We start from the raw sequence: 20915 nt of genomic DNA on the forward strand, positions 1-20915 counted from the left end.
CTTGGCGGACAAGAAACATCAAATAACCTGCTCCCTATCCTGACCTGTCTGATTTGCAAAAAGTTTCGAGTTTTTTGCATCGGATTTCCAAGCGATACATCGCCTGTGGCCTGAGTGTAGGAGATCCGCCATTTTTTTGGGCCAGGCGCGCGACTGACGGCCGATAATTATTGGCACACTCGTACTACAGGCCTCTGCCAGAGGGCTTCCAGCGCACTTTGGCTGTGCGCCGAAAGCGCTTTTGCGCGGTCGTCCATGCCTGCCTCGCAAACCGTTGCGATTTGTGTCGGATCCCAGGTATGAACGTTGATGAAATCGACAAAAAAAGCCAAGTTTTGCCCAGCGTCGCAATCGACCAAAGGTATACTCGGAAACTTACCGGTATCGTCCGGGACTAACTTGGAAGCTCGATCGGGCAATACCCGTACAGGCTTTCAGGACAACACCGTTCAAGAAATATCTTCTTCAAGCAACATAGAGTGGAGCTCTCGCATGCAACTGGGAATCATTGGGCTGGGCCGCATGGGCGGCAACATCGCCAGAAGGTTGATGCGCGCGGGTCATCAAACGGTGGTCTTCGATCGCAATCAGGATTCAGTGCATGGCCTGGCCGGTGAGGGCGCCATCGGGGCCGCCGATCTAGCCGATCTGGTGAGCAAGATGGACACGCCGCGCGCGGTCTGGGTCATGCTGCCCGCCGGCGCTCCGACCGAGGCGACCATCGCCCAGCTGGGCGATCTGCTCGAGCCGGGCGACGTGATCATCGACGGGGGCAACACCTTCTACAAGGATGACATCCGTCGCGCACGCGAGCTGGCTGCCCGCCAGTTGCACTACGTCGACGTCGGCACCTCTGGCGGCGTGTGGGGCCTGGACCGTGGCTATTGCATGATGATCGGCGGCGAGCCGGACATCTTCGAACGCCTCGACCCACTGTTCGACTGCCTGGCGCCGGGCATGGGCGACATCCCGCGTACCCGTGATCGCAACAGTTCGGACGATCGTGCCGAGCGTGGCTACATCCATGCAGGTCCGGCCGGTTCCGGGCATTTCGTCAAGATGATCCACAATGGCATCGAGTACGGCATGATGCAGGCCTTCGCCGAGGGCTTCGATATCCTCAAGACCAAGTCCAGCAGCGAGCTGCCGGAAGATCAGCGTTTCGACCTCAACCTGGCCGACATCGCCGAAGTCTGGCGTCGCGGCAGCGTGGTGTCGTCGTGGTTGCTCGACCTGACGGCCGATGCTCTGGCCAGCGATCAGCAGCTGAGCCAATATTCCGGCGTCGTGTCGGACAGTGGTGAAGGCCGCTGGACCATCGACGCGGCGGTTGAGCAGGCCGTGCCGGTACCGGTGTTGTCCAGCGCCTTGTTTGCGCGCTTCCGCTCGCGTCAGGACGCGACCTACGGTGACAAGATCCTCTCGGCGATGCGCTTCGGCTTCGGCGGTCACGTCGAGGTTCCCAAATGAGTAGAGCGACCTCGAAAGTAGATGCCGCTCCACCGTCAACCCTGTTTCTGTTCGGCGCCCACGGCGACCTTGTCAAACGCTTGCTGATGCCGGCCTTGTACAACCTGAGCCGGGATGGACTGCTGGACAACGGCCTGCACATTGTCGGGGTCGATCACAACGAGGTGAGCGACGCGGATTTCGCCGCCAAGCTCGAAGCCTTTATCATCGAACAGGCGCGCGCCAAGGGCATCGACGAGCCGGACAAAGTGCTGGATCCGGCGCTCTGGGCCAAGCTGCGCAAGCGCATCAGCTACATTTCCGGCGACTTCCTCGACGACGCCACCTACCAGGCGATTGCCGAGCGCATCGAAGTCAACGGTACCGGCAATGCCATGTTCTACCTGGCCACCTCGCCGCGCTTCTTCAGTGAAGTGGCGCAGCGACTGGGCAGCAGCGGGTTGCTCAAGGAGCAGCCCGACGCCTTTCGCCGGGTGGTGATCGAAAAACCCTTCGGTCACGACCTGGCGTCCGCCGAAGCGCTCAACGCCTGCCTGTTGAGCGTGATGAGCGAGAAGCAGATCTATCGCATCGATCATTACCTGGGCAAGGAGACGGTGCAGAACATTCTGGTCAGCCGTTTCTCCAACGGTATTTTCGAAGCGTTCTGGAACAACCACTACATCGACCACGTGCAGATCACTGCCGCCGAAACGGTCGGGGTTGAAACCCGTGGCAATTTCTACGACCAGACCGGCGCGTTGCGCGACATGGTCCCCAATCACCTTTTCCAGCTGTTGGCGATGATTGCCATGGAGCCCCCGGCGGCCTTCGGCGCCGACGCGGTCCGCGGCGAGAAGGCCAAGGTGATCGGCGCCATTCGCCCCTGGTCCAAGGCCGATGCCTTGAAGAATTCGGTCCGTGGCCAGTACACCGCGGGGCAGGGCGACAAGCCCGGCTATCGCGAGGAGCCCAAGGTCGACCCGCAGAGCAGCACCGAAACCTACGTGGCGCTCAAGGTCATGGTCGACAACTGGCGCTGGGTCGGTGTGCCCTTCTATCTGCGGACCGGCAAGCGCATGAGCGTGCGCGACACCGAGATCGCCATCTGCTTCAAGCCAGCGCCCTATGCGCAGTTCCGCGACACCGAAGTAGACCGGCTCAAATCCAACTACCTGAAGATCCAGATCCAGCCCGACGAGGGCATGTGGTTCGACCTGCAGGCCAAACGCCCTGGGCCGGCAATGGAGCTGGAGAACGTCAAGCTGGGCTTCGCCTACAAGGACTTCTTCCAGATGCAGCCGTCCACGGGCTACGAGACGTTGATCTACGACTGCCTCATCGGCGACCAGACCCTGTTCCAGCGCGCCGACAACATCGAAAATGGTTGGCGCGCCGTGCAGCCGTTCCTCGACGCCTGGCGCGAGGGTGGCAGCATTGCCGCCTACGCGGCGGGCGAAGACGGTCCGGAGGCGGCCGACGAATTGTTGGCACGCGATGGCCACCACTGGCATCGACTGGGATGAGTGCGGCTTCGGAACACCTCATCCAGTTCGTCCTCAGCGACATGGACGGCACCCTGCTGATGCCCGATCACAGCCTGAGCCCAGCGGTTATCGAGGCGGTGGCGCAGCTGCGCGAGGCAGGGGTGCGGTTTACCCTGGCGAGCAGCCGCCCGCCGCGGGCCATGCGCCAACAGATCCAGACCTTGGGAATCGACCTGCCGACCGCTGCATTCAACGGTGGCGTACTGGTCAATCCCGACGGCAGTGAGCTGCAATCCCACTGGGTGGAGCGCGCGGCGGTCGATATTTGCCTGGCGTTGTTTGCCGAGCACCGGCTGGACGTCTGGGTGTTCGCCGACGACCAGTGGCTGGCACGCGACCGCGACGCTCACTATTTTCCCAAGGAGCTGCACGCTCTGGGTTACGAGCCGTTGATCGTCGACGATTTCACGCCCTATCTGGACCGCGTGCACAAGATGGTCGCCACCTCCAGCGACTTCCAACTGCTGATCGATCTGGAACGGCAGCTGCAGGGGCCGCTGAGCGGCAAGGCGATTGCGGCACGCTCGCAGCAGTATTACCTGGACATCACCGCGGTGTTGGCCAACAAAGGCGAAGCCCTGGCAACCTTGGCTGCCGGTTTGAGCATTGACCTGGCCAACACCGCCGTATTGGGTGACGGCGCCAACGATGTGGCCATGTTCAAGCGGGCCGGTTTTTCCGTGGCCATGGGCCAGGGCGAGCAGGCGGTGCGCGACCAGGCCGATGCAGTGACCGCCAGCAATGCGGCGGACGGCGTGGCGCAAGCCATTCATGAGCTGATATTGCCCCGCGCTCGACGTTGATACAGTTTTCCGGCGTGGCACCGACTTCCGGTCCGCGCCAGTGGTCATGAGGGTTCCATGCCGGCACTGATCGAAGACTATGCCCTGTTGGGCAACTGCCGTACCGCTGCTCTGGTTGACAAGTCGGGTTCGCTGGATTGGTTGTGCTTTCCTCGTTTCGATTCCCCTGCCTGTTTCTCGGCCCTGCTGGGTGACAGCGAAAACGGCCGCTGGCGTATCTGCCCCAGCGATGCCTTGACCGCTACCGAGCGCCGCTACCGCGACAGCACGATGATCCTGGAGACGGTGTTCCATACCGAGCACGGCAGCGCCATGCTCGTCGACTGGATGCCGTTGGGTGACCAGGACTGCGTAGTGCGCACGGTCGTCGGGCTGAGCGGGAAGGTCGCTTTCGACATGGAGCTGGTCATGCGCTTCGACTACGGCAGCAGCGTGCCCTGGGTCGAGCAGGCCCATCCCCGGACCCTCACTGCGGTGGCCGGCCCCGACATGCTGGTGTTGCGCAGCGCGTCCGACCTGCACGCGGTGGACCACCGCACCGGCAGCCGCTTCACGGTCGCCGCCGGCGAGCGGCTGTGCTATCGCCTGAGTTTCCAGGCCTCGCACCTGCCGCTGCAACCGGCCGTGGATGCCGACCGCTGCCTGGCCGAAACCGAGCGCTACTGGCATGAGTTCGCCGAGCGCTGCCCCGACGTGGGGGCATGGACGCCGCTGGTCAAGCGCTCGCTGTTGACCCTCAAGGCCATGACCTATGCCCCCACGGGCGGCATCGTCGCTGCGGTCACCACCTCGCTGCCCGAGCAATTGGGCGGCGAGCGCAACTGGGATTATCGTTACTGCTGGCTGCGCGATGCCACCATGACCTTGCTGGCCTTCATGAACCTGGGCTACTACGAAGAAGCCGCTGCCTGGCGCAAGTGGTTGATGCGTTCGGTTGCCGGCAACCCCGAGCAGATGCAGATCATGTACGGCCTGGCCGGTGAGCGCCGATTGCCCGAGCAGACCCTGCCATGGCTGGCGGGCTACGAGGGTTCGGCGCCGGTGCGCATCGGCAACGGCGCCGCGACCCAGCGGCAGCTGGATGTCTACGGCGAAGTGGCCGACGCCATGAGCCAGGCCATCCGCGCCGGGCTGCCGCGACACCCGCGTGGCGCTGCGATTTTCCGCGTCATACTGCCGTACCTGGAAAGCATCTGGGAGCAGCCGGACGAGGGAATCTGGGAGATTCGCGGTGCGCCGCAGCACTTCACCCATTCCAAGGTCATGGCCTGGGTGGCTTTCGACCGTGCGGCGAACCTCGCCGAGCCCACAGAAGAGGGGCGGGAACAGGCCGCGCGTTACCGCGCCGTCGCCGACCGCATCCATGCCCAGGTCTGCAGCCGGGGCATCGATGCGCAGCTGGGGCATTTCGTTCAGGCCTATGGTTCGACCCATACCGATGCCAGCCTGCTGCAGATTGCCTTGACCGGTTTCCTGCCGCCGGACGATCCGCGGGTGGTGGCGACCGTGGCACGTATCGAGAGCACGTTGATGCGCGACGGTCTGCTGCTGCGTTACGACACCGCCCACGGGGTCGATGGCCTGGACCCTGGCGAAGGGACTTTTCTGGTGTGCTCTTTCTGGCTGGCCGATGTCTATGTGCTGCAAGGCCGCATGGCCGACGCCGAACGGCTGTTCGAGCGCCTGGCCGGTCTGTGCAACGACGTTGGCCTGCTGGCCGAGCAGTACGACCCACAGGCGGGGCGCATGCTGGGAAATTTTCCCCAGGCGTTCAGCCAGTTGGGCATCATCAATACCGCGCTCAACCTGTACCGCGCGCAGAACCCGGCCCAGGCCCGCGCTGCCGCCGCCGTGGGCGCGCGCGTGGAATGATCGCGCGGCTGCAAGACGAGGATTCGATTCGATGAGTGAACGCTGGACCACAGCGGTGCTCGATACCGCACAACCCGGTGGCTGGGCCGTGGCTCGCAGCAGCCAGGGATTTCTCTGCAACGCCCAAGGCGTACTGTTCGAGCGTGACTGGCTCAAGCAGCGACCCATCGATGTCCTGACCGAACACGGCATCGGGCATTTCGACGGCCGGCCGGTTTACCTTCTGGAGCTGCGCAGCCCGGACGCACCGGACGGCTGCCACTGGCAGGGCCTGCGGCAGTTCATGCTCGAAGGCGATTTCCAGGTCTACCGCATGCTCGGCTATGCCGCGCAGATCGGCACCTGGGCGCGTGAGCATCGGTTTTGCGGCAGTTGCGGCGGCTCGACGTTGCAGGTGCCAGGTGAACGTGCGATGCATTGCGCGCGCTGCGAGTTGCGCAGCTATCCGCGGATCTCGCCGAGCATGATCGTACTGGTCACGCGCGGCGATGAAGTCTTGCTGGCTCGCTCTCCACGGTTCGTGCCGGGTGTCTACAGCACGTTGGCCGGCTTTGCCGAGCCGGGCGAGTCTGCCGAAGACTGCCTGCGCCGTGAGGTGATGGAAGAGGTGCAGGTGAGCGTACGCAACATCCAGTACATCGGCAGCCAGTGCTGGCCGTTTCCGCATTCGATGATGCTGGGTTTCCATGCCGAATACGCCGCCGGCGAGATCGTGCCGCAGCTCGACGAAATCGAAGACGCCCAGTGGTTTCGCATTGATGCATTGCCGGCCCTGCCGGCCGGGCGCTCGATTGCCCGGCACCTCATCGACCTGTACGTGGCGCGCCGCTCAGGCCTGCCCGAACCAGTGCTGCCAGGCTAGCCGCACGGTCAGGGCCAGCACGATGGTAATGAACACCGGGCGGATGAACTTGGCGCCGCCGCCGATCGCCGTGCGTGCGCCGAAGAACGCACCCACCGTCACTGCCAGGCCCATGCTCAGGCCGATCAGCCAGTCGACCTGACCGCTGATGATGAACACCGTGAGTGCGGCGATGTTGCTGACGAAGTTCATGCTGCGCGCCACGCCGCTGGCGCGGACCAGGTCCAGTGGGTACAGCAGCATCGTGCTGACGGTCCAGAAGGCCCCGGTGCCGGGGCCTGCCACGCCATCGTAGAAGCCCAGCGTCAAGCCTTGAGGCAATTGCCATTTGCGCTTGATCGGCGCGTGGCTGTCCAGCGGCGCCTTGGGTGTGCCGCCGAACAGCAGGTACAGGCCGCAAGCGAAGACGATCACCGGCAGCATCCGGTTCAGCCATTCGGCGGGCATGTAGTGCGCCGCACCTGCACCGAGAAATCCGCCGACCAGGGTGCCCAGCAGGGCATTCTTCCATTGCCGCGGATGGAACAGCTTGCGTTTGTAGAAGGTATAGCTTGCAGTCGCGGCGCCAAAGGTCGAGCTGAGCTTGTTGGTGCCCAGCACCAGGTGCGGTGGCAAGCCTGCAGTGAGCAGGGCCGGCGTGGTGAGCAGGCCACCACCGCCAGCGATGGCGTCGATGAACCCGGCCACGAATGCGACCAGCACGAGAATGAGCAGGACGCTCGGCGTGACGCTGAGATTGGACAGAAGATCGAAAGACATGGGGTCGGCTTCACGGCAGGGTGCATGCGAAAGGCGCAGGCGAATGCAGCCATTCTAGCCGGTGCGCGGCGCTGCATGCATCCGTAGGAGCGGTCTTTGGCCGCGAATGGGACGCCGCGGAGCCGCCGATGGACCGCGCCGCCCGTTTCGCGGCCAAAGACCGCTCCTACACAGGAGCCTGATACCGTAGGAGCGGTCAGCGGCCGCGAAAGCAACGCCGCGGGGTTCCAGACTCGCCGCGCCGCTCATTTCGCGGCCACGGACCGCTCCTACAGGGTGTCCGGCCGCGCCGCCGAGATAGGGCTAGCCAATCTGCTCTTTCGCCAGCTTCACCACATTGTCCACGGTGAACCCGAACTTGGCCTGCAGCTTGTCGATCGGCGCCGAGGCCCCGAAGCTGTTCATCACCACCTTCGCACCGGTGGCACCCACGTAGCGATCCCAACCCAGCGGTCCGGCCTGCTCGATGGCCACGCGCGCAGTCACCGCAGCCGGCAGCACCTGTTCGCGATACTGCGCATCCTGCTCCTCGAACAACTCCCAGCACGGCAGGCTGACCACGCGGGCCGCGATACCTTGCTCGTGCAACTGCTCATAAGCCTGCACGGCAAGGCCCACTTCACTGCCAGTGGCGATCAGAATCACCTGCGGATTCTCGCTGTCGGCCAACACATAGCCGCCACGGGCGACGCCCTCGGCACTGCCGAAGCGTTCGCGATCCAAGGTCGCCATAGGCTGACGCGACAACACGATGCACGACGGCCGATCAGTCTGCGCCAAGGCAATCTTCCAAGCCTGGGTGGTTTCGTTGGCATCGCCTGGGCGCAACGTCAGCAGCCCTGGGGTGGCACGTAGCTGGGTCAGGTGCTCGATGGGCTGATGGGTAGGGCCGTCTTCACCGACACCGATGGAATCGTGGGTAAAGACGAACACCACCGGCAACTCCATGATCGCCGCCAGGCGAATCGGCGGTTTCATGTAGTCGCTGAACACCAGAAAGGTCGAGGTGTACGGACGGATGTAGCACAGCGCCAGGCCATTGGCGATCGCGCCCATGGCGTGCTCGCGGATGCCGAAGTGCAGATTGCGCCCCCCAGGCTGGGTTGCCGAAAAACTGCCTGCACCGTCGAACGTCAGGTTGGTCTTGGTCGACGGCGACAGGTCGGCCGAACCGCCCAGCAACCAGGGAATCTTCTTGGCGAACGCGTTCAGCACCTTGCCGCCTGCGGCACGCGTCGCCACACCCTTGGCGTCGGTGTCGAAGGCTTCCAGTTCGGCGTGCCAACCTTCGGGCATTTCCCCAGCGCGCATGCGCCGCAGTTCCTCGGCCAGGTCGGGTTCGCGTTCTGCCAGTGTCTGCAACTGCCGTTCCCACTGCGCATGGCGTTCACCATGGCTGTTCAGCAAAGTGTCACGCAGATGATGGGCCACGCTGTCAGGCACCGAGAAGCTGCTGTTCTCATCCCAGCCGTAGGCTTTCTTGGCCAGCTTGATTTCATCGTCACCCAGCGCTTCACCGTGGGCAGCGGCGGTGTTCTGTTTGTTCGGCGCGCCGTAGCCGATCACGCTGTCGACCATGATCAAGGTCGGCGCGTCGCGGTTCTGGGTGAACTGCTCGAAGGCTTTGGCCAACGCTTCGGTGTCGTTGGCGTCGGTGACGTGCAAGGTGTTCCAGCCGTAGCCCTTGAATCGGGTCAGCACGTCTTCGCTGAACGCCAGTTCTGTGTGGCCTTCGATGCTGATCGTGTTGTTGTCGTAGATCCAGCACAGGTTGGCCAGCTTCAAATGGCCGGCCATCGACGCGGCCTCGCTGCTGACGCCTTCCATCATGTCACCATCGCCGCAGATCGCGTAGACGTTGTAGTCGAACAGCTTCAGGTCGTCGCGGTTGAAGCGCGACGCAAGCCAGTGCTGAGCCATGGCCATGCCAACGCTGTTGGCGCAACCTTGGCCCAGCGGCCCGGTGGTGGTCTCGACACCGGTAGTGAAACGGTATTCGGGATGCCCGGGAGTCTTGGAGTCCATCTGGCGAAACTGCTTGATGTCGTCCAGGCTGACTGCAGGCTGGGCGGTCTTGGTTCCGTGGGAGTCGATTTCTTCGACCCCCGCCAGGTGCAGCAGGCCGTAGAGCAGCATGGAAGCATGGCCGGCGGAGAGCACGAACCGGTCGCGGTTGGGCCAGTCGGGATGCTCGGGGTGGTAGCGCAGGAAGCGGCTCCACAGGGTATAGCCCACCGGCGCCATGGCCATGGGTGTGCCGGGATGCCCGGAATTGGCTTTCTGCACGGCATCCATGGCCAACGTGCGCAAGGTATTGATGCACAGCTGGTCGGTGGCGGTGGAACTGGCTGGGTTGGAAACCTGATTTGTCATATTGATTCGATCCCACATTGAGTTCGCGAGGAAATCGCGGTGAAGATGTCGTCAGGGTTGACCCTTGAGCGGCCGGGTAAGTTGCGTTGCAAGGCCGTGCTCTGCACTTCAACCAATTGTTACCTGCCGTGCAACTCAGCTTTATCGAAATCCGGTTTGCCCGGCGCCTGTCTCCCGGCCTAAGCTTGCCCGTTCGATGCCGTACGCCCTTATCAGTGGAATCCATGATGCCCAGCCAGTTTCCTTCCGCCAGGCCGCGCCGCCTGCGCCGCAACGCTTCTTTCCGCGACCTGTTCCAGGAAGCCGAATTCAATCTTGGCGACCTGGTGCTGCCGATTTTCGTCGAAGAAGAGATCGACGACTTCGTGCCCATCAACAGCATGCCGGGAGTCATGCGCATTCCCGAGTCGAAGCTTGCGGGCGAGATCGAGCGCTACGCGCGTGCCGGCATCAAATCGGTGATGACGTTCGGCGTGTCTCACCACCTCGATGCCGATGGCAGCGACACCTGGAACGAAAACGGTCTAGTGGCGCGCATTGCCCGTATCTGCAAGGACACCGTTCCCGAGATGGTGGTCATGGCCGACACCTGTTTCTGCGAGTACACCTCCCATGGCCATTGCGGGGTTCTGCACGGTGACCATGTCGACAACGACGCCACCTTGATCAACCTCGGCAAGCAGGCCGTGGTCGCGGCCCGCGCCGGGGCCGACTTCATTTCGCCGTCGGCGGCCATGGACGGCCAGGTCCAGGCGATCCGTGCCGCGCTGGACGAAGCCGGTTTCTTCGACACGTCGATCATGGCCTATTCGACCAAATTCGCGTCGTCGTTCTACGGCCCGTTCCGCGAAGCCGGTGGCACGGCCCTCAAGGGTGATCGCAAGACCTACCAGATGAACCCCATGAACCGTCGCGAAGCCGTGCGCGAATCGCTGCTCGACGAGCAGGAGGGCGCGGACGCCTTGATGGTCAAGCCTGCAGGGGCCTACCTAGACATCATTCGCGATATCCGCGAGGCGTCGCGCCTGCCGCTGGCTGCGTACCAGGTCAGTGGCGAATACGCGATGATCAAGTTTGCCGGCCAGGCAGGCGCGGTGGACGAGCAGCGTATCGTGCGCGAGAGCCTGGGCGCGATCAAGCGCGCCGGTGCCGACCTGATCTTCACTTACTTCGCCATGGACATCGCCCGCGAAGGCATCTGACTCGTCGATTCACTCGCCCTGGCGCATCGGCATGCGGTCGATGGTGCTGAACAAAGCCTGCGGATCGACGGGCCCCGGTTGGTCGACCTTGATGCCGCCGTCCTTGCCCACCAGCAAGACCCGGGCCTGGGCATCGGCCGGGTGCCTGAGCGCCTTGAGCAGCGCCGCGCTTGCCTCATTGCCCAACGGCTGGCCATTGCGGCTGGCCCGGCCGCCGACGATTTCGTAGAGCACCATCTCACGTTCGACGAACGCCTCGCGGTTGACCGGCCTGGCCAGCGCGGTGCGCAGGTCGACCAGGGTGGCATCGCGTGCATCAGGCGCAATGACGATCAGTGGACGACTCTGCCAACGTTCGGCAACCAGCGGGTTGGCGTCGCTGGCATGGGCCAGCGACGCGCCCAGCGCCAGGGCTGTGATCAGGTTTTTCATGTTCCATCTCCTTTCAACGAGCGGGGTCTGGCCCGACAGGGGCATTCTCGACAATGGCATTCCCGGTAGAACTTGGGCATGTGCGGTGGGTTCCAAGCCGTATCGTTCCTGCGCAATGGGTAATGCAATGCCACTTAGAATCCAGCAACACGATATAGAACAAACCAATCTGCGCACCGTCAGTGAAGTCTGGTTAGCGGGCCCGGCGTGTACGTTCAGTGCAGAAAGCGAGGTCGACACCCTGTGTTTCTGGCGTGGAAGGCCCGTTGTCAGCCACGAAATGCTCAGTGAGGGCACTCACGAGCAGAACCTGCAGCGGCTGTGGCTGGTCGTCGCTGACATTTGCGACAACCCTGCCGTTGCGGCAGTCGAGGCCAGGCTGCGTACTGCGCTGGACAAGCAGAACATGGAAGGTGAGTTCTATCCTGCGGAGCAGAAAAATACCACTCGTCAGTAGTCAGGCTCGTTTGCGTTACAGAACAATGCAGAAAGCCCGGTCAAGCGTTGACGGTTCGGGCAAATTGCATGAGTCCACGTTTAGGTTAGTTACCTAAATTTATGATTTCAAAAGCTATTATTTTTATTCTGCGTGGCACGTGTGGTGCAGTGTTCTTCCCGCAAGCATTTCGTGAGCGATCACACACGTTGAACCTGCTAGGAGCACGACAATAATGATGACCCCTGCCGACCACCTTCCTTCTGCCGCGCTATCCGCTTCGACGGACAGTTCCAATCACTCTGGTGTTTCCTGGGCCGCGATCTTCGCCGGCGCAGCGGGTGCCGCCGCCTTGTCCATGATCCTGGTGGTGCTCGGCTTCGGTCTTGGCTTTTCGGCCATATCGCCTTGGGCCGACAAGGGTGTGAGCGCCACTACGCTCGGCGTCTCTACGGTAATCTGGCTGACGTTCACGCAAATCGTCGCCTCCGGAATGGGCGGCTACATTGCCGGTCGCCTGCGGGTGAAGTGGGCCAACATGCACGGCGATGAAGTGTACTTCCGCGATACCGCGCACGGCTTCCTGGCGTGGGCAGTGGCCTCGCTGGTCACTGCGATGCTGGTGTTGGGTTCGGTCGGCAGTGCGATCGGCGGCGGCGTGCAGGCCGGCGCCAGCGTTGCCTCCGGTGCCGCCGTGGCAGCGGGCAGTTCCGCGAATGACAACGCCAGCGACCCGTACGGCTACTTCGTCGACATGCTGTTTCGCGACAACCGCCCGGTAGCGGTCAGCGACGACGCGGCACATGCCGTGGTGACCCGCATCTTCGCCCGGACTGTGAGCAACGATGGCCAGCTCGCCGGTGAAGACCGCGCCTACCTGGCGCAACTGGTCAGCCAGCGTACCAACTTGACCCAGGCTCAGGCCGAGCAGCGCGTTGATCAGGTCTACGGTCAGGCGTTGAAGTCGGTCGAAGACGCTGAAATGGCCGCCCGCCAGGCTGCCGATACCGCCAAGAAAGTTGCTGCCGCCACGGCGCTGTGGACGTTCGTCGCCTTGCTCTGCGGCGCGTTCTTCGCCAGCTTCGCGGCGACCTTCGGTGGCCGCAGCCGGGATGCCGTGGTCTGGCATGAACGCGACCGCACTCGCACTCACACACCCACTTCGATTCGCTGATCAAGGAGTAATGCCATGCGCTCGATTCTCTTGTTTTTCCTCGGTGTGCCTATCCCGATCATCATCTTGATCGCGCTGTTCATGCACTGATTCATCCAGCAGTTGCATGACAAAAAACGCCCCCGGCGCAATTACATTGCCCGGGGGCGTGTCGTTTGGGCCTGCTGTAATGCAATCGCGCGGTCGAAAATTTGTTGTCCTGATGTTTCATTTGTCATGGATGGCGCCCCGAGTCCTGTGTGCTTGGCCATACTGGGGTCTGCCATCTTCGTGGGAAATGTCTTCCCGACTCGCGTGAAAACCCTGAGGGGCTACTCCATGCCGACCCGCCGCCAATTCGTTCAGTACACTGCCATGTTGAGCGCAGCCGCCAGCTGGGGCTCGCTCATGTCACCCCTGGCATTCGCCGCACAACCCTTGTTGCAGCGCAAAATTCCCGCCTCCGGGGAACAGCTTCCGGCCATCGGCCTGGGTACCTCGCAGACATTCAACGTCGACCCTGCTTCGGCAGACATGGCGCCGCTGCGCGATGTGCTCAGGGCCTTCGTCGACGGTGGCGCCAGGGTGATCGACACGGCGCCCAGCTATGGTCGCGCCGAGCAGGTGACCGGCGACCTGGTGAACCAGGCCGGCGCGCGCGACAAGGTGTTTCTCGCAAGCAAGGTATCTGCGACCGGACGCGAGGCCGGCATGCGCCAGATCGAAGCCAGCTTCAAGGCCCTGCAGACCGACAGGATCGACCTCATCCAGGTTCATAACCTGCAGGACACCCGTACCCAGTTGGCATTGCTGCGTGAACTCAAGGCCCAAGGCCGTATTCGCTACATAGGCGTGACGCATTACGTGGAATCGGCTCACGACGAGCTGCTGGCCGTGCTGAAGAAAGAGCCGGTCGATTTCGTCCAGGTCAACTACTCGATAGGCGCGCGCAACGCCGAGCGTACCCTGTTGCCGTACTGCGCCGATCACGGCATAGCCACCTTGATCAACCGCACGTTCGAAGCTGGCCGGCTGTTCGCCAAGGTCAAAGGCCGCGCTCTTCCCGAGTGGGCTGCGGCCGAGCTGGATGCCAGTTCATGGGCCCAGTTGATGCTCAAGTTCGTGCTGGCCAACCCTGCGGTCACCACGGTGATTCCAGCCACCTCGCAGCCGCGCTATGTCCTCGACAACCTGTTGGCCGGCCAGGGCCGCCTGCCCGATGCCGGCCAGTTGCAACGCATCGCCGCCGAATTCGCCTGAGGTGCGCTACCTATGATCAGCGTCAGTGCGCGTCTGCGTCAGGCGATCAATGCCCGAGCCGATGAAGGGCGGGCAGCGCTGGCCGCGTTCGCGTTGTTTTTCTGCCTGTTCTGCGGCTATTTCATGCTGCGGCCGATCCGCGAATCCATGGGCATCCAGGGCGGTGTGGAAAACCTGCAATGGTTGTTCACGGCCACCTTCGTCGCAATGCTGGTGGCCGTGCCGCTGTTCGGCTGGCTCAACTCCAGGGTGCCCAGGCTTCACTACATCGACTGGGTATACGGATTCTTCGGCGGCAACCTGTTGCTGTTCGCCGCCGCCTTCGCTGCTGCCGAGCAGGGCATCTGGCTGGCGCGAGTCTTCTACGTATGGATCTCGGTCTACAACCTGTTCGTCATCTCGGTGGCATGGAGCCTGATGGCCGATGTGTTCGATGTCGCCCAGGCCAAGCGCCTGTTCGCGTTCATCGCCGCCGGAGCCAGCGTCGGCGGCCTGGCGGGGCCGGCCACGAGCGCGCTGCTGGTCGGCGCCATCGGCGCCAGCGGGCTGTCGATACTGGCGGCAGCATTGCTTGGCGTCGCGATCTTGCTGAAACACCGATTGATGAGCTGGCGTGCCGAGCACGGGGCAGGGCGGCCGGGTGCCGCGCACGCCGAAAGCCCGCGCAAGCCGGTGGCCGGCAACCCGTTCAGTGGGCTGACGCGTGTGCTGCAATCGCGCTACCTGCTGGGCATTTGCGCCTTCGTCGTGCTGTTGGCCACGGTCAGCACCTTTCTTTATTTCGAACAGGCCCGTCTGGTCGCCGAACGCTTCCCCGGTCGCGAGGAACAGGTGCGGGTATTCGGCATCATCGATTTCGTGGTCCAGGCCGGTGCGCTCATCGCGCAGTTGTTCATCACCGGCCGGCTGGCGCAACGGCTGGGAGTGAAGACCTTGCTGGCGCTGGTGCCGGCGCTGGTCTGCCTGGGCTTCGTCGGCCTGGCGCTGGCACCCACTTTCGCCATGCTGGCTGGGCTGATGATCGTGCGCCGCATCGGCGAATACGCCTTCGTACGTCCCGGTCGCGAAATGCTCTTCGCCCCATTGGACGCCGAAACCAAATACAAGGCGAAGAACTTCATCGACACGGTGGTCTACCGCGGCGGCGATGCCTTCAGTGGCTGGGTGAAGAGCCTGCTCGACCTGCTCGGACACGGCGTGTTGCTGATCGCCCTGGTGGGCGCTGCCTGCGCGGCGCTGTGGGGAGCGGTGGGCTGGTACTTGGGTGGCAAAGCGGATGCAGCCTCTGCAGAACATTCGGACGCTCGCAAATAAACTGCCTGGATGACCCACGGTTGGCTACAGTAAAGCTGAGTTCGGCCGACAACTTCTGATTACACCCATACGTTCGGACATGATGTCTACGACCAGACGCTTCACCTGCACCGGCCTGTTCGCGCTGATCAAACGGTTGTGCAGCGTACCTCAAGGCAATTCGCGTCTGCTGGCGGCCCAGTACCAGGCCCTGGCCAGGCAGATTCCCCTGATGTACTTCATCCTGCTCATCAACAGCTGGGCGCTGGCCTTCACCCACATGGCCAGCTCGCCCGTGTGGATGACCGTGCACATACCGCTGGTACTGACCCTCATCAGCCTGGTACGAGCGCTGGCCTGGCGCCGCGGTTGGCAGCACCAGCCAGACGATGTCGAAGTCGCCCAGGCGCTGGCACGGACCAACCGCATCTGTTGCGTGGTAGCCATCGGTTTCACTGTGTGGGCGCTGGCCCTGTTTCCCTATGGCGACAGCTACGCCAAGGCCCATGTGGCGTTCTACATGGCCATCACGGTGATCGGCTGCATTTTCTGCCTGATGCACCTGCGCTCCGCCGCCCTGATGACGGCCGCCGTGGTCAACGTGGCCTTCATTGCCTTTTTCGCCTCCACCGATAACCCGACGTTCATCGCCACCAGCGTCAACGTGATGCTGGTCACGGGCATCATGCTGGTGGTGTTGCAGAACAACTACCGCAACTTCACCGGCCTGGTGAACGCCCAGGCGCACAGCGAAGCGCTGAGCGACGAGAACTTCCTGCTGGCCAACAAGGACAGCCTGACCGGGCTACCCAATCGCCGCTGGTTCTTCAACTGCCTGGACACCTGTCTGGCCCAGGCAGGGGAGCAGGGGCACAGACTGGGCGTGGGCATTCTCGATCTGGACGGATTCAAGCCGGTCAACGACCTGTACGGGCACAGTGTCGGCGACCGCCTGTTGGCCGAGGTCGGCACGCGCCTCGCTGCGCTGCTGCCGGATGGCGTTCACGTTGCGCGTCTGGGTGGCGACGAGTTTGCACTGATCCTGCCCGATTGCGGCGACAACGCGCAGATTGCAGCCTTTGCCGAACGCATCTGCATCGAACTGGGCAAGCCCTACCTGTTGGTCGATGTGCCCATCCAGGTCGGTGCTTCGATGGGCCTGGCGACCTTCCCGGACCTTGCCACCGATGCGCACGAGCTGTTCGAGTACGCCGACTACGCGCTGTACCACAGCAAGCGCCATGTCGTCGGTCACATGTCGCTGTTCTCGGCGCTGCACAGGAAGCAGTTGCAGAGCGCGATCCTCACCGAGCAGGCGCTGCGTCGTGCCGATCTGGATCGCGAGTTCAGCGTCGCCTTCCAGCCCATCGTCGAGTTGCAGACAGGCGCCACCGTGGCGTTCGAAGCCTTGGCTCGGTGGCAGAGCGTGGAGCTGGGGCCCGTGCCGCCCGGCCAGTTCATTCCGGTCGCCGAGCGCAGCGGCATGATAAATCGTCTGACCCTGCCACTGTTGGCCAAGGCCCTGCAGGGTGCATGCACCTGGCCGGCGCCGATCCGTTTGTCCTTCAACCTGTCGGCCCACGACTGCGGCTCCCCCGAAGCCGTGCAGGCCATCGTCAAACTCCTGGCCAACGGCCCATTCGACCCCAGCCGAGTCGACCTGGAAATCACCGAAACGGCGACCCTGCAGGATCTGGACCTGGTTCAGGAAGCGATCGCATCCCTGCGGGCCCTGGGCTGCGGTATTTCGCTCGACGACTTCGGTACCGGATATTCGAGCCTGAGCCATCTACACGCGCTGGCCCTGACCAAGCTCAAGGTGGACCGCAGTTTCGTCGCCCGCCTGCACGAGAAACCGGCCAGCTACAAGATCGTCAAATCGCTGCTGGCCTTGACCCAGGACATGGATCTGGATTGCATCTTCGAAGGGGTGGAAACCCGCGAGGAGGCGCAGGCGCTGGCATTGCTGGGTTGTCGCTATGTCCAGGGCTATTACTTCGCCAGGCCCATGCCCGCGGACACTACCGCGACCTGGCTGGTGCAGAGCCTCGTACCGGAGAAATGGCTGGCAACCTCGACCTAAACGCGCCGTTGTCGGGCCGGATGGCCGTGCACCGACGGACCGTTGCTCGACTAACCCTTTGCTTTCCTTGCACAATCTTGGACAATCACGCCCCTTTTCAAGGCCGGGGCGCTGCCAGCTGCACGTTTTTCCCGCTTCCGGCCATCAGTTGAACACAGGCAAGCGGAGATTCGACCGGATGAACGAGCAGGCCAACAGCCTCGACCCACGCTACGCCCAGGCGCCCGCCGCCCTGAGCCCCTGGAGCCGCCACGACACCACCTGGATGCTCGGCCTGTTCGGCACTGCGATCGGCGCCGGCACCTTGTTCCTGCCGATCAACGCCGGCCTTGGTGGTTTCTGGCCGCTGGTCATCCTGGCCGTGCTGGCGTTCCCGATGACCTACTACGCGCACCAGGGCCTGACCCGCTTCGTGCTTTCCGGCCGCGCCGGCACGGACATCACCGATGTCGTGGAGGAGCACTTCGGCCTCAAGGCGGGGGCGTTGATAACGCTGCTGTACTTCTTCGCCATCTTTCCGATCCTGCTGATCTACAGCGTGGGCCTGACCAACACCGTCGGCAGTTTCATGGAGCATCAGTTGCACATGGATACGCCGCCACGGGCGGTGCTGGCGCTGGTACTGATTCTCGGTCTGTTGATCGTGGTGCGCTGCGGCGAACAGTTCATCGTCAAGGCGATGAGCCTGATGGTCTATCCGTTCATCGTCGCGCTGGTGTTGCTCGCGCTGTACCTGATTCCGCACTGGAATGGTGGCATCCTGGCGACCGCCGGGGACCTGCCCGCGCCCGGTGCGCTGATCCATACCCTGTGGCTGGCGATCCCGGTAATGGTGTTTTCCTTCAACCATTCGCCGATCATCTCGGCCTTCGCCGTGGACCAGAAGCGTCGCTACGGCGAGCACGCCGACCAGCGCAGCAGCCAGATCCTGGCGCGCGCCCATGGCTTGATGGTGGTGCTGGTGCTGTTCTTCGTGTTCAGTTGCGTGCTGACCCTGTCGCCTGAGCAGCTTGCCGAAGCCAAGGCGCAGAACCTGTCGATCCTGTCCTACCTGGCCAACCACTTCAGCAATCCGGTGATAGCGTTCGCCGCACCGCTGATTGCGATCGTGGCCATCGCCAAATCGTTCCTGGGCCACTACATCGGTGCCAGCGAAGGCATCAAGGGTCTGGTTCTGAAATCCGGCCGTCGGCCCAATGCCAAGGCCCTGGATCGTTTCACCGCACTGTTCATGTTGTTGGTCTGCTGGCTCGTCGCCACGCTCAATCCGAACATTGTGCGCATGATCGAAAGCTTCGGCGGGCCGGTCATTGCCGCGCTGCTGTTCCTCATGCCGATGTACGCGATCCGGCGTGTGCCGGCCATGCGCAAGTACGCCGGGCACGTGTCCAACGTATTCGTGACGCTGGTAGGCCTGGTGGCGATTTCGGCGCTGGTCTATTCGCTGAGCGCCTGAGCAAGCCTGTTACACTGACCCTCGATGCCCGACCTGCGGCCGCCGATTTGCGGCATGCCCAGGGCGGGCGCGCACCGAGGTGGTCGCGATGGACGAAGTACAGCAACTGGCTGACATGCTCAAGGAACACGCCGCAGCCCAGCAACGCCTGCAGCAGGCGTTCAAGGACCAGTGCCAGCACTGGCAAGCCAGCATCCAGGCACTGTTCGGTCAAATCGAAACCTGGCTGGCGCCCCTTACCGATCGGCAACTGCTGGCGATCGAACGTTCGCCCTGGGTCGCCACCAGCAGCAATTACCCCAGCGAGCACTCGCCTTTCATCAGTGAATCGCTGGCAATCATTCTCGCCCAGCGCCGGGTCGAACTGGTGCCGCAGGTGATGGGGCAGGGTGGGGCGATGGTGATAGCCGTCGCGGGTCTGACTTCGGATCGTCACGGCAGCATTTCCATCGTCAAGGACTCGGCGGATGGTGCCTGGTACTGGCGCAAGGAACGTGGCACCAAGGAAGCGGAGTCCAATGTGCTGGATGCCGATTTCTTCGCCCAGCAGCTTCAGGGGCTGATTCCAAAGCCGCGCGACTGAGCAGCGCGACGCCGCCGACTGCAAGCATTGTAGGGCTTTCACGGTGCTGAAACGCTTCTTTGAAATTTCTGTACAAGTATTTTATTTCTATTGATTTCAGTGGGTTGCGCTGATTTTTCGCTGAGCCGCAAACTCTCGTTGCACCTGTTCGAGCGCAGGTATATATCTCTTGGAACGAAACTGTTCTGTAGTCCCGAGGCCTAGTCCGCCGCGGGTAGGACGCCGATCACAGGCTCTACAGGAGATAGACCATGCTTCCCCCCGGACTCAGCGCGCTGGAGCTGCGCAATATCGTCGAACTGGCGTTTTTGCCACGCAAATGCGTGTGCACAGTGATCGGCGATGAATCGCTGTGTATCAAGCTGTTGAACGAGCAGACCGATGAGGTCGAGCTCTTCAAGGCGGATATTCCCTTTCAACGAGTGGTCAGCGCTGTCGAACGGGCACGGCTCGTTCTGGAACTGGAAAAGCCGCAACCTGCCACCACTGTCCATGCCCGTGCCAGAGCTGGTTGAGCCTCGTTTCAGGAGTGCCAGGGCGTCTGTGTGGCTGGAACACTTATTTTCAATCTACGCATAGGCCGTGCGTCACTTTTCATGGTTAACTTTGCCCTTTCTCAATCCCGAAAAAGGACAAGGCTCATGGCTCAAGTGACGCACAAAGGCAACGCGATCAACGTCAGTGGCGAGCTTCCCCAGGTCGGTGCCCAGGCGCCGGCGTTCACCCTGGTCGGCGGTGGCCTGGCCGAGGTGTCGCTGCAAAGCCTGGCCGGCAAGCGCAAGGTGCTGAACATTTTCCCAAGCATCGATACCCCGACTTGCGCCACTTCCGTGCGCAAGTTCAATGCCCAGGCCAACGACGTGGCCAATACGGCCATCCTCTGCATCTCCGCCGATCTGCCGTTCGCCCAGGCCCGTTTCTGCGGCGCCGAAGGCCTGGAAAACGTCCAGAACCTGTCGACTTTCCGCGCCCATGATTTTCATCACGCCTATGGCGTCGACATTGCCGACGGTGCCCTCAAGGGGCTGACCGCGCGTGCAGTCGTGGTACTCGACGAGAACGACAAGGTGCTGCACAGCGAGCTGGTACCGGAAATCGGCCAGGAACCTGACTACGCAGCCGCCCTCGCTGTACTGAAGTGATCCGTCGCAGTATCTGACAGCCCGCAGTGACCCCGGACGCGGCTCGCGCCGCTGCTACAAAAATTGCGATGTTTCTGTAGCAGCGGCGCAAGCCGCGTCCGGCGACACCGCGCTCCCGTAGCAGCGGCGCAAGCCGCGTCCGGCGACACCGCGCTCCCGTAGCAGCGGCGCAAGCCGCGTCCGGCAGCACCGCGCTCCCGTAGCAGCGGC

The 20915-nt window shown here is 62.8% G+C and carries 18 protein-coding genes; 15 read left to right on the top strand and 3 right to left on the bottom strand.

Annotation, left to right across the window (positions count from 1 at the left end; translation table 11 throughout):
• Positions 1-309 precede the first annotated feature (309 nt).
• Genes gnd through nudC form a run of 5 tightly spaced genes read left to right on the top strand, consistent with a single transcriptional unit; the run spans position 310 to position 6533 of the window.
• Positions 310-1470, top strand: coding sequence for a phosphogluconate dehydrogenase (NAD(+)-dependent, decarboxylating) (gene gnd, locus IFU31_RS15050; protein WP_425311959.1), 1161 nt, complete (start codon positions 310-312; stop codon positions 1468-1470).
• Positions 1467-2975, top strand: a complete 1509-nt coding sequence (zwf, locus tag IFU31_RS15055) for a glucose-6-phosphate dehydrogenase (protein WP_192103515.1) — start codon at positions 1467-1469, stop codon at positions 2973-2975. The genes gnd and zwf overlap by 4 nt, the downstream gene beginning before the upstream one ends.
• A complete protein-coding gene (locus IFU31_RS15060; RefSeq protein ID WP_192103517.1) occupies positions 2972-3799 on the top strand; it encodes a Cof-type HAD-IIB family hydrolase in 828 nt (275 codons plus the stop codon). The genes zwf and IFU31_RS15060 overlap by 4 nt, the downstream gene beginning before the upstream one ends.
• 57 nt (positions 3800-3856) lie before the next feature.
• A complete protein-coding gene (locus IFU31_RS15065) occupies positions 3857-5671 on the top strand; it encodes a glycoside hydrolase family 15 protein (protein ID WP_192103519.1) in 1815 nt (604 codons plus the stop codon).
• 31 nt (positions 5672-5702) lie between these two features.
• Positions 5703-6533 (top strand): NAD(+) diphosphatase, encoded by an 831-nt coding sequence (gene nudC / locus IFU31_RS15070; protein ID WP_192103521.1) that lies wholly within the window; start codon positions 5703-5705, stop codon positions 6531-6533.
• Here the strand turns inward: nudC and IFU31_RS15075 are convergent.
• Together IFU31_RS15075 and tkt are read right to left on the bottom strand one after the other, a co-directional pair.
• Positions 6501-7292 carry a TSUP family transporter gene (locus tag IFU31_RS15075; RefSeq protein ID WP_122477856.1) on the bottom strand — a complete coding sequence of 264 codons (792 nt, stop codon included), beginning with the start codon at positions 7290-7292 and terminating at the stop codon, positions 6501-6503. The two genes, nudC and IFU31_RS15075, sit on opposite strands and share 33 nt — an antisense overlap.
• Positions 7293-7595: 303 nt before the next feature.
• A complete protein-coding gene (gene tkt, locus IFU31_RS15080; protein WP_192103523.1) occupies positions 7596-9665 on the bottom strand; it encodes a transketolase in 2070 nt (689 codons plus the stop codon).
• 227 nt (positions 9666-9892) lie between these two features.
• Between tkt and hemB the strand changes: the two genes are divergently transcribed.
• A complete protein-coding gene (gene hemB, locus IFU31_RS15085; RefSeq protein ID WP_192103524.1) occupies positions 9893-10867 on the top strand; it encodes a porphobilinogen synthase in 975 nt (324 codons plus the stop codon).
• 9 nt (positions 10868-10876) lie between these two features.
• On the opposite strand, the gene IFU31_RS15090 is transcribed toward hemB, so the two are convergent.
• Positions 10877-11299, bottom strand: a complete 423-nt coding sequence (locus IFU31_RS15090; protein ID WP_192103525.1) for a DUF4174 domain-containing protein — start codon at positions 11297-11299, stop codon at positions 10877-10879.
• 127 nt (positions 11300-11426) lie between these two features.
• Between IFU31_RS15090 and IFU31_RS15095 the strand changes: the two genes are divergently transcribed.
• The 9 genes from IFU31_RS15095 (at position 11427) to tpx (ending at position 20705) form a co-directional block, all read left to right on the top strand.
• Complete coding sequence (locus IFU31_RS15095) at positions 11427-11756, top strand: hypothetical protein (protein ID WP_192103526.1); 330 nt, start codon at positions 11427-11429, stop codon at positions 11754-11756.
• Between the two features lie 214 nt (positions 11757-11970).
• On the top strand, positions 11971-12909 hold the full coding sequence (locus tag IFU31_RS15100) for a hypothetical protein (RefSeq protein WP_192103527.1): 939 nt from the start codon (positions 11971-11973) through the stop codon (positions 12907-12909).
• A gap of 318 nt (positions 12910-13227) precedes the next feature.
• Positions 13228-14148: an aldo/keto reductase gene (locus IFU31_RS15105; RefSeq protein ID WP_122477867.1), complete on the top strand. Its 921-nt coding sequence runs from the start codon at positions 13228-13230 to the stop codon at positions 14146-14148.
• A gap of 12 nt (positions 14149-14160) precedes the next feature.
• Entirely contained in the window at positions 14161-15462 is a 1302-nt protein-coding gene (locus IFU31_RS15110; RefSeq protein ID WP_192103528.1) for an NTP/NDP exchange transporter, read from the top strand.
• 82 nt (positions 15463-15544) lie between these two features.
• Positions 15545-17524, top strand: coding sequence for a putative bifunctional diguanylate cyclase/phosphodiesterase (locus IFU31_RS15115; protein ID WP_192103529.1), 1980 nt, complete (start codon positions 15545-15547; stop codon positions 17522-17524).
• Positions 17525-17702: 178 nt separating this feature from the next.
• Positions 17703-18980, top strand: coding sequence for a serine/threonine transporter (locus IFU31_RS15120; protein WP_192103531.1), 1278 nt, complete (start codon positions 17703-17705; stop codon positions 18978-18980).
• A gap of 88 nt (positions 18981-19068) precedes the next feature.
• Complete coding sequence (locus IFU31_RS15125; RefSeq protein WP_122477871.1) at positions 19069-19563, top strand: hypothetical protein; 495 nt, start codon at positions 19069-19071, stop codon at positions 19561-19563.
• A gap of 251 nt (positions 19564-19814) precedes the next feature.
• The gene (locus IFU31_RS15130; RefSeq protein WP_122477873.1) at positions 19815-20078 is read left to right on the top strand and encodes a DUF1652 domain-containing protein; all 264 of its coding nucleotides are present in this window, start codon (positions 19815-19817) and stop codon (positions 20076-20078) included.
• Positions 20079-20204: 126 nt separating this feature from the next.
• On the top strand, positions 20205-20705 hold the full coding sequence (gene tpx / locus IFU31_RS15135) for a thiol peroxidase (RefSeq protein WP_192103533.1): 501 nt from the start codon (positions 20205-20207) through the stop codon (positions 20703-20705).
• The last annotated feature ends 210 nt before the right edge of the window (positions 20706-20915 follow it).

Source organism: Pseudomonas sp. CFBP 13602 (assembly GCF_014842725.1).
Lineage (GTDB): Bacteria > Pseudomonadota > Gammaproteobacteria > Pseudomonadales > Pseudomonadaceae > Aquipseudomonas > Aquipseudomonas baltica.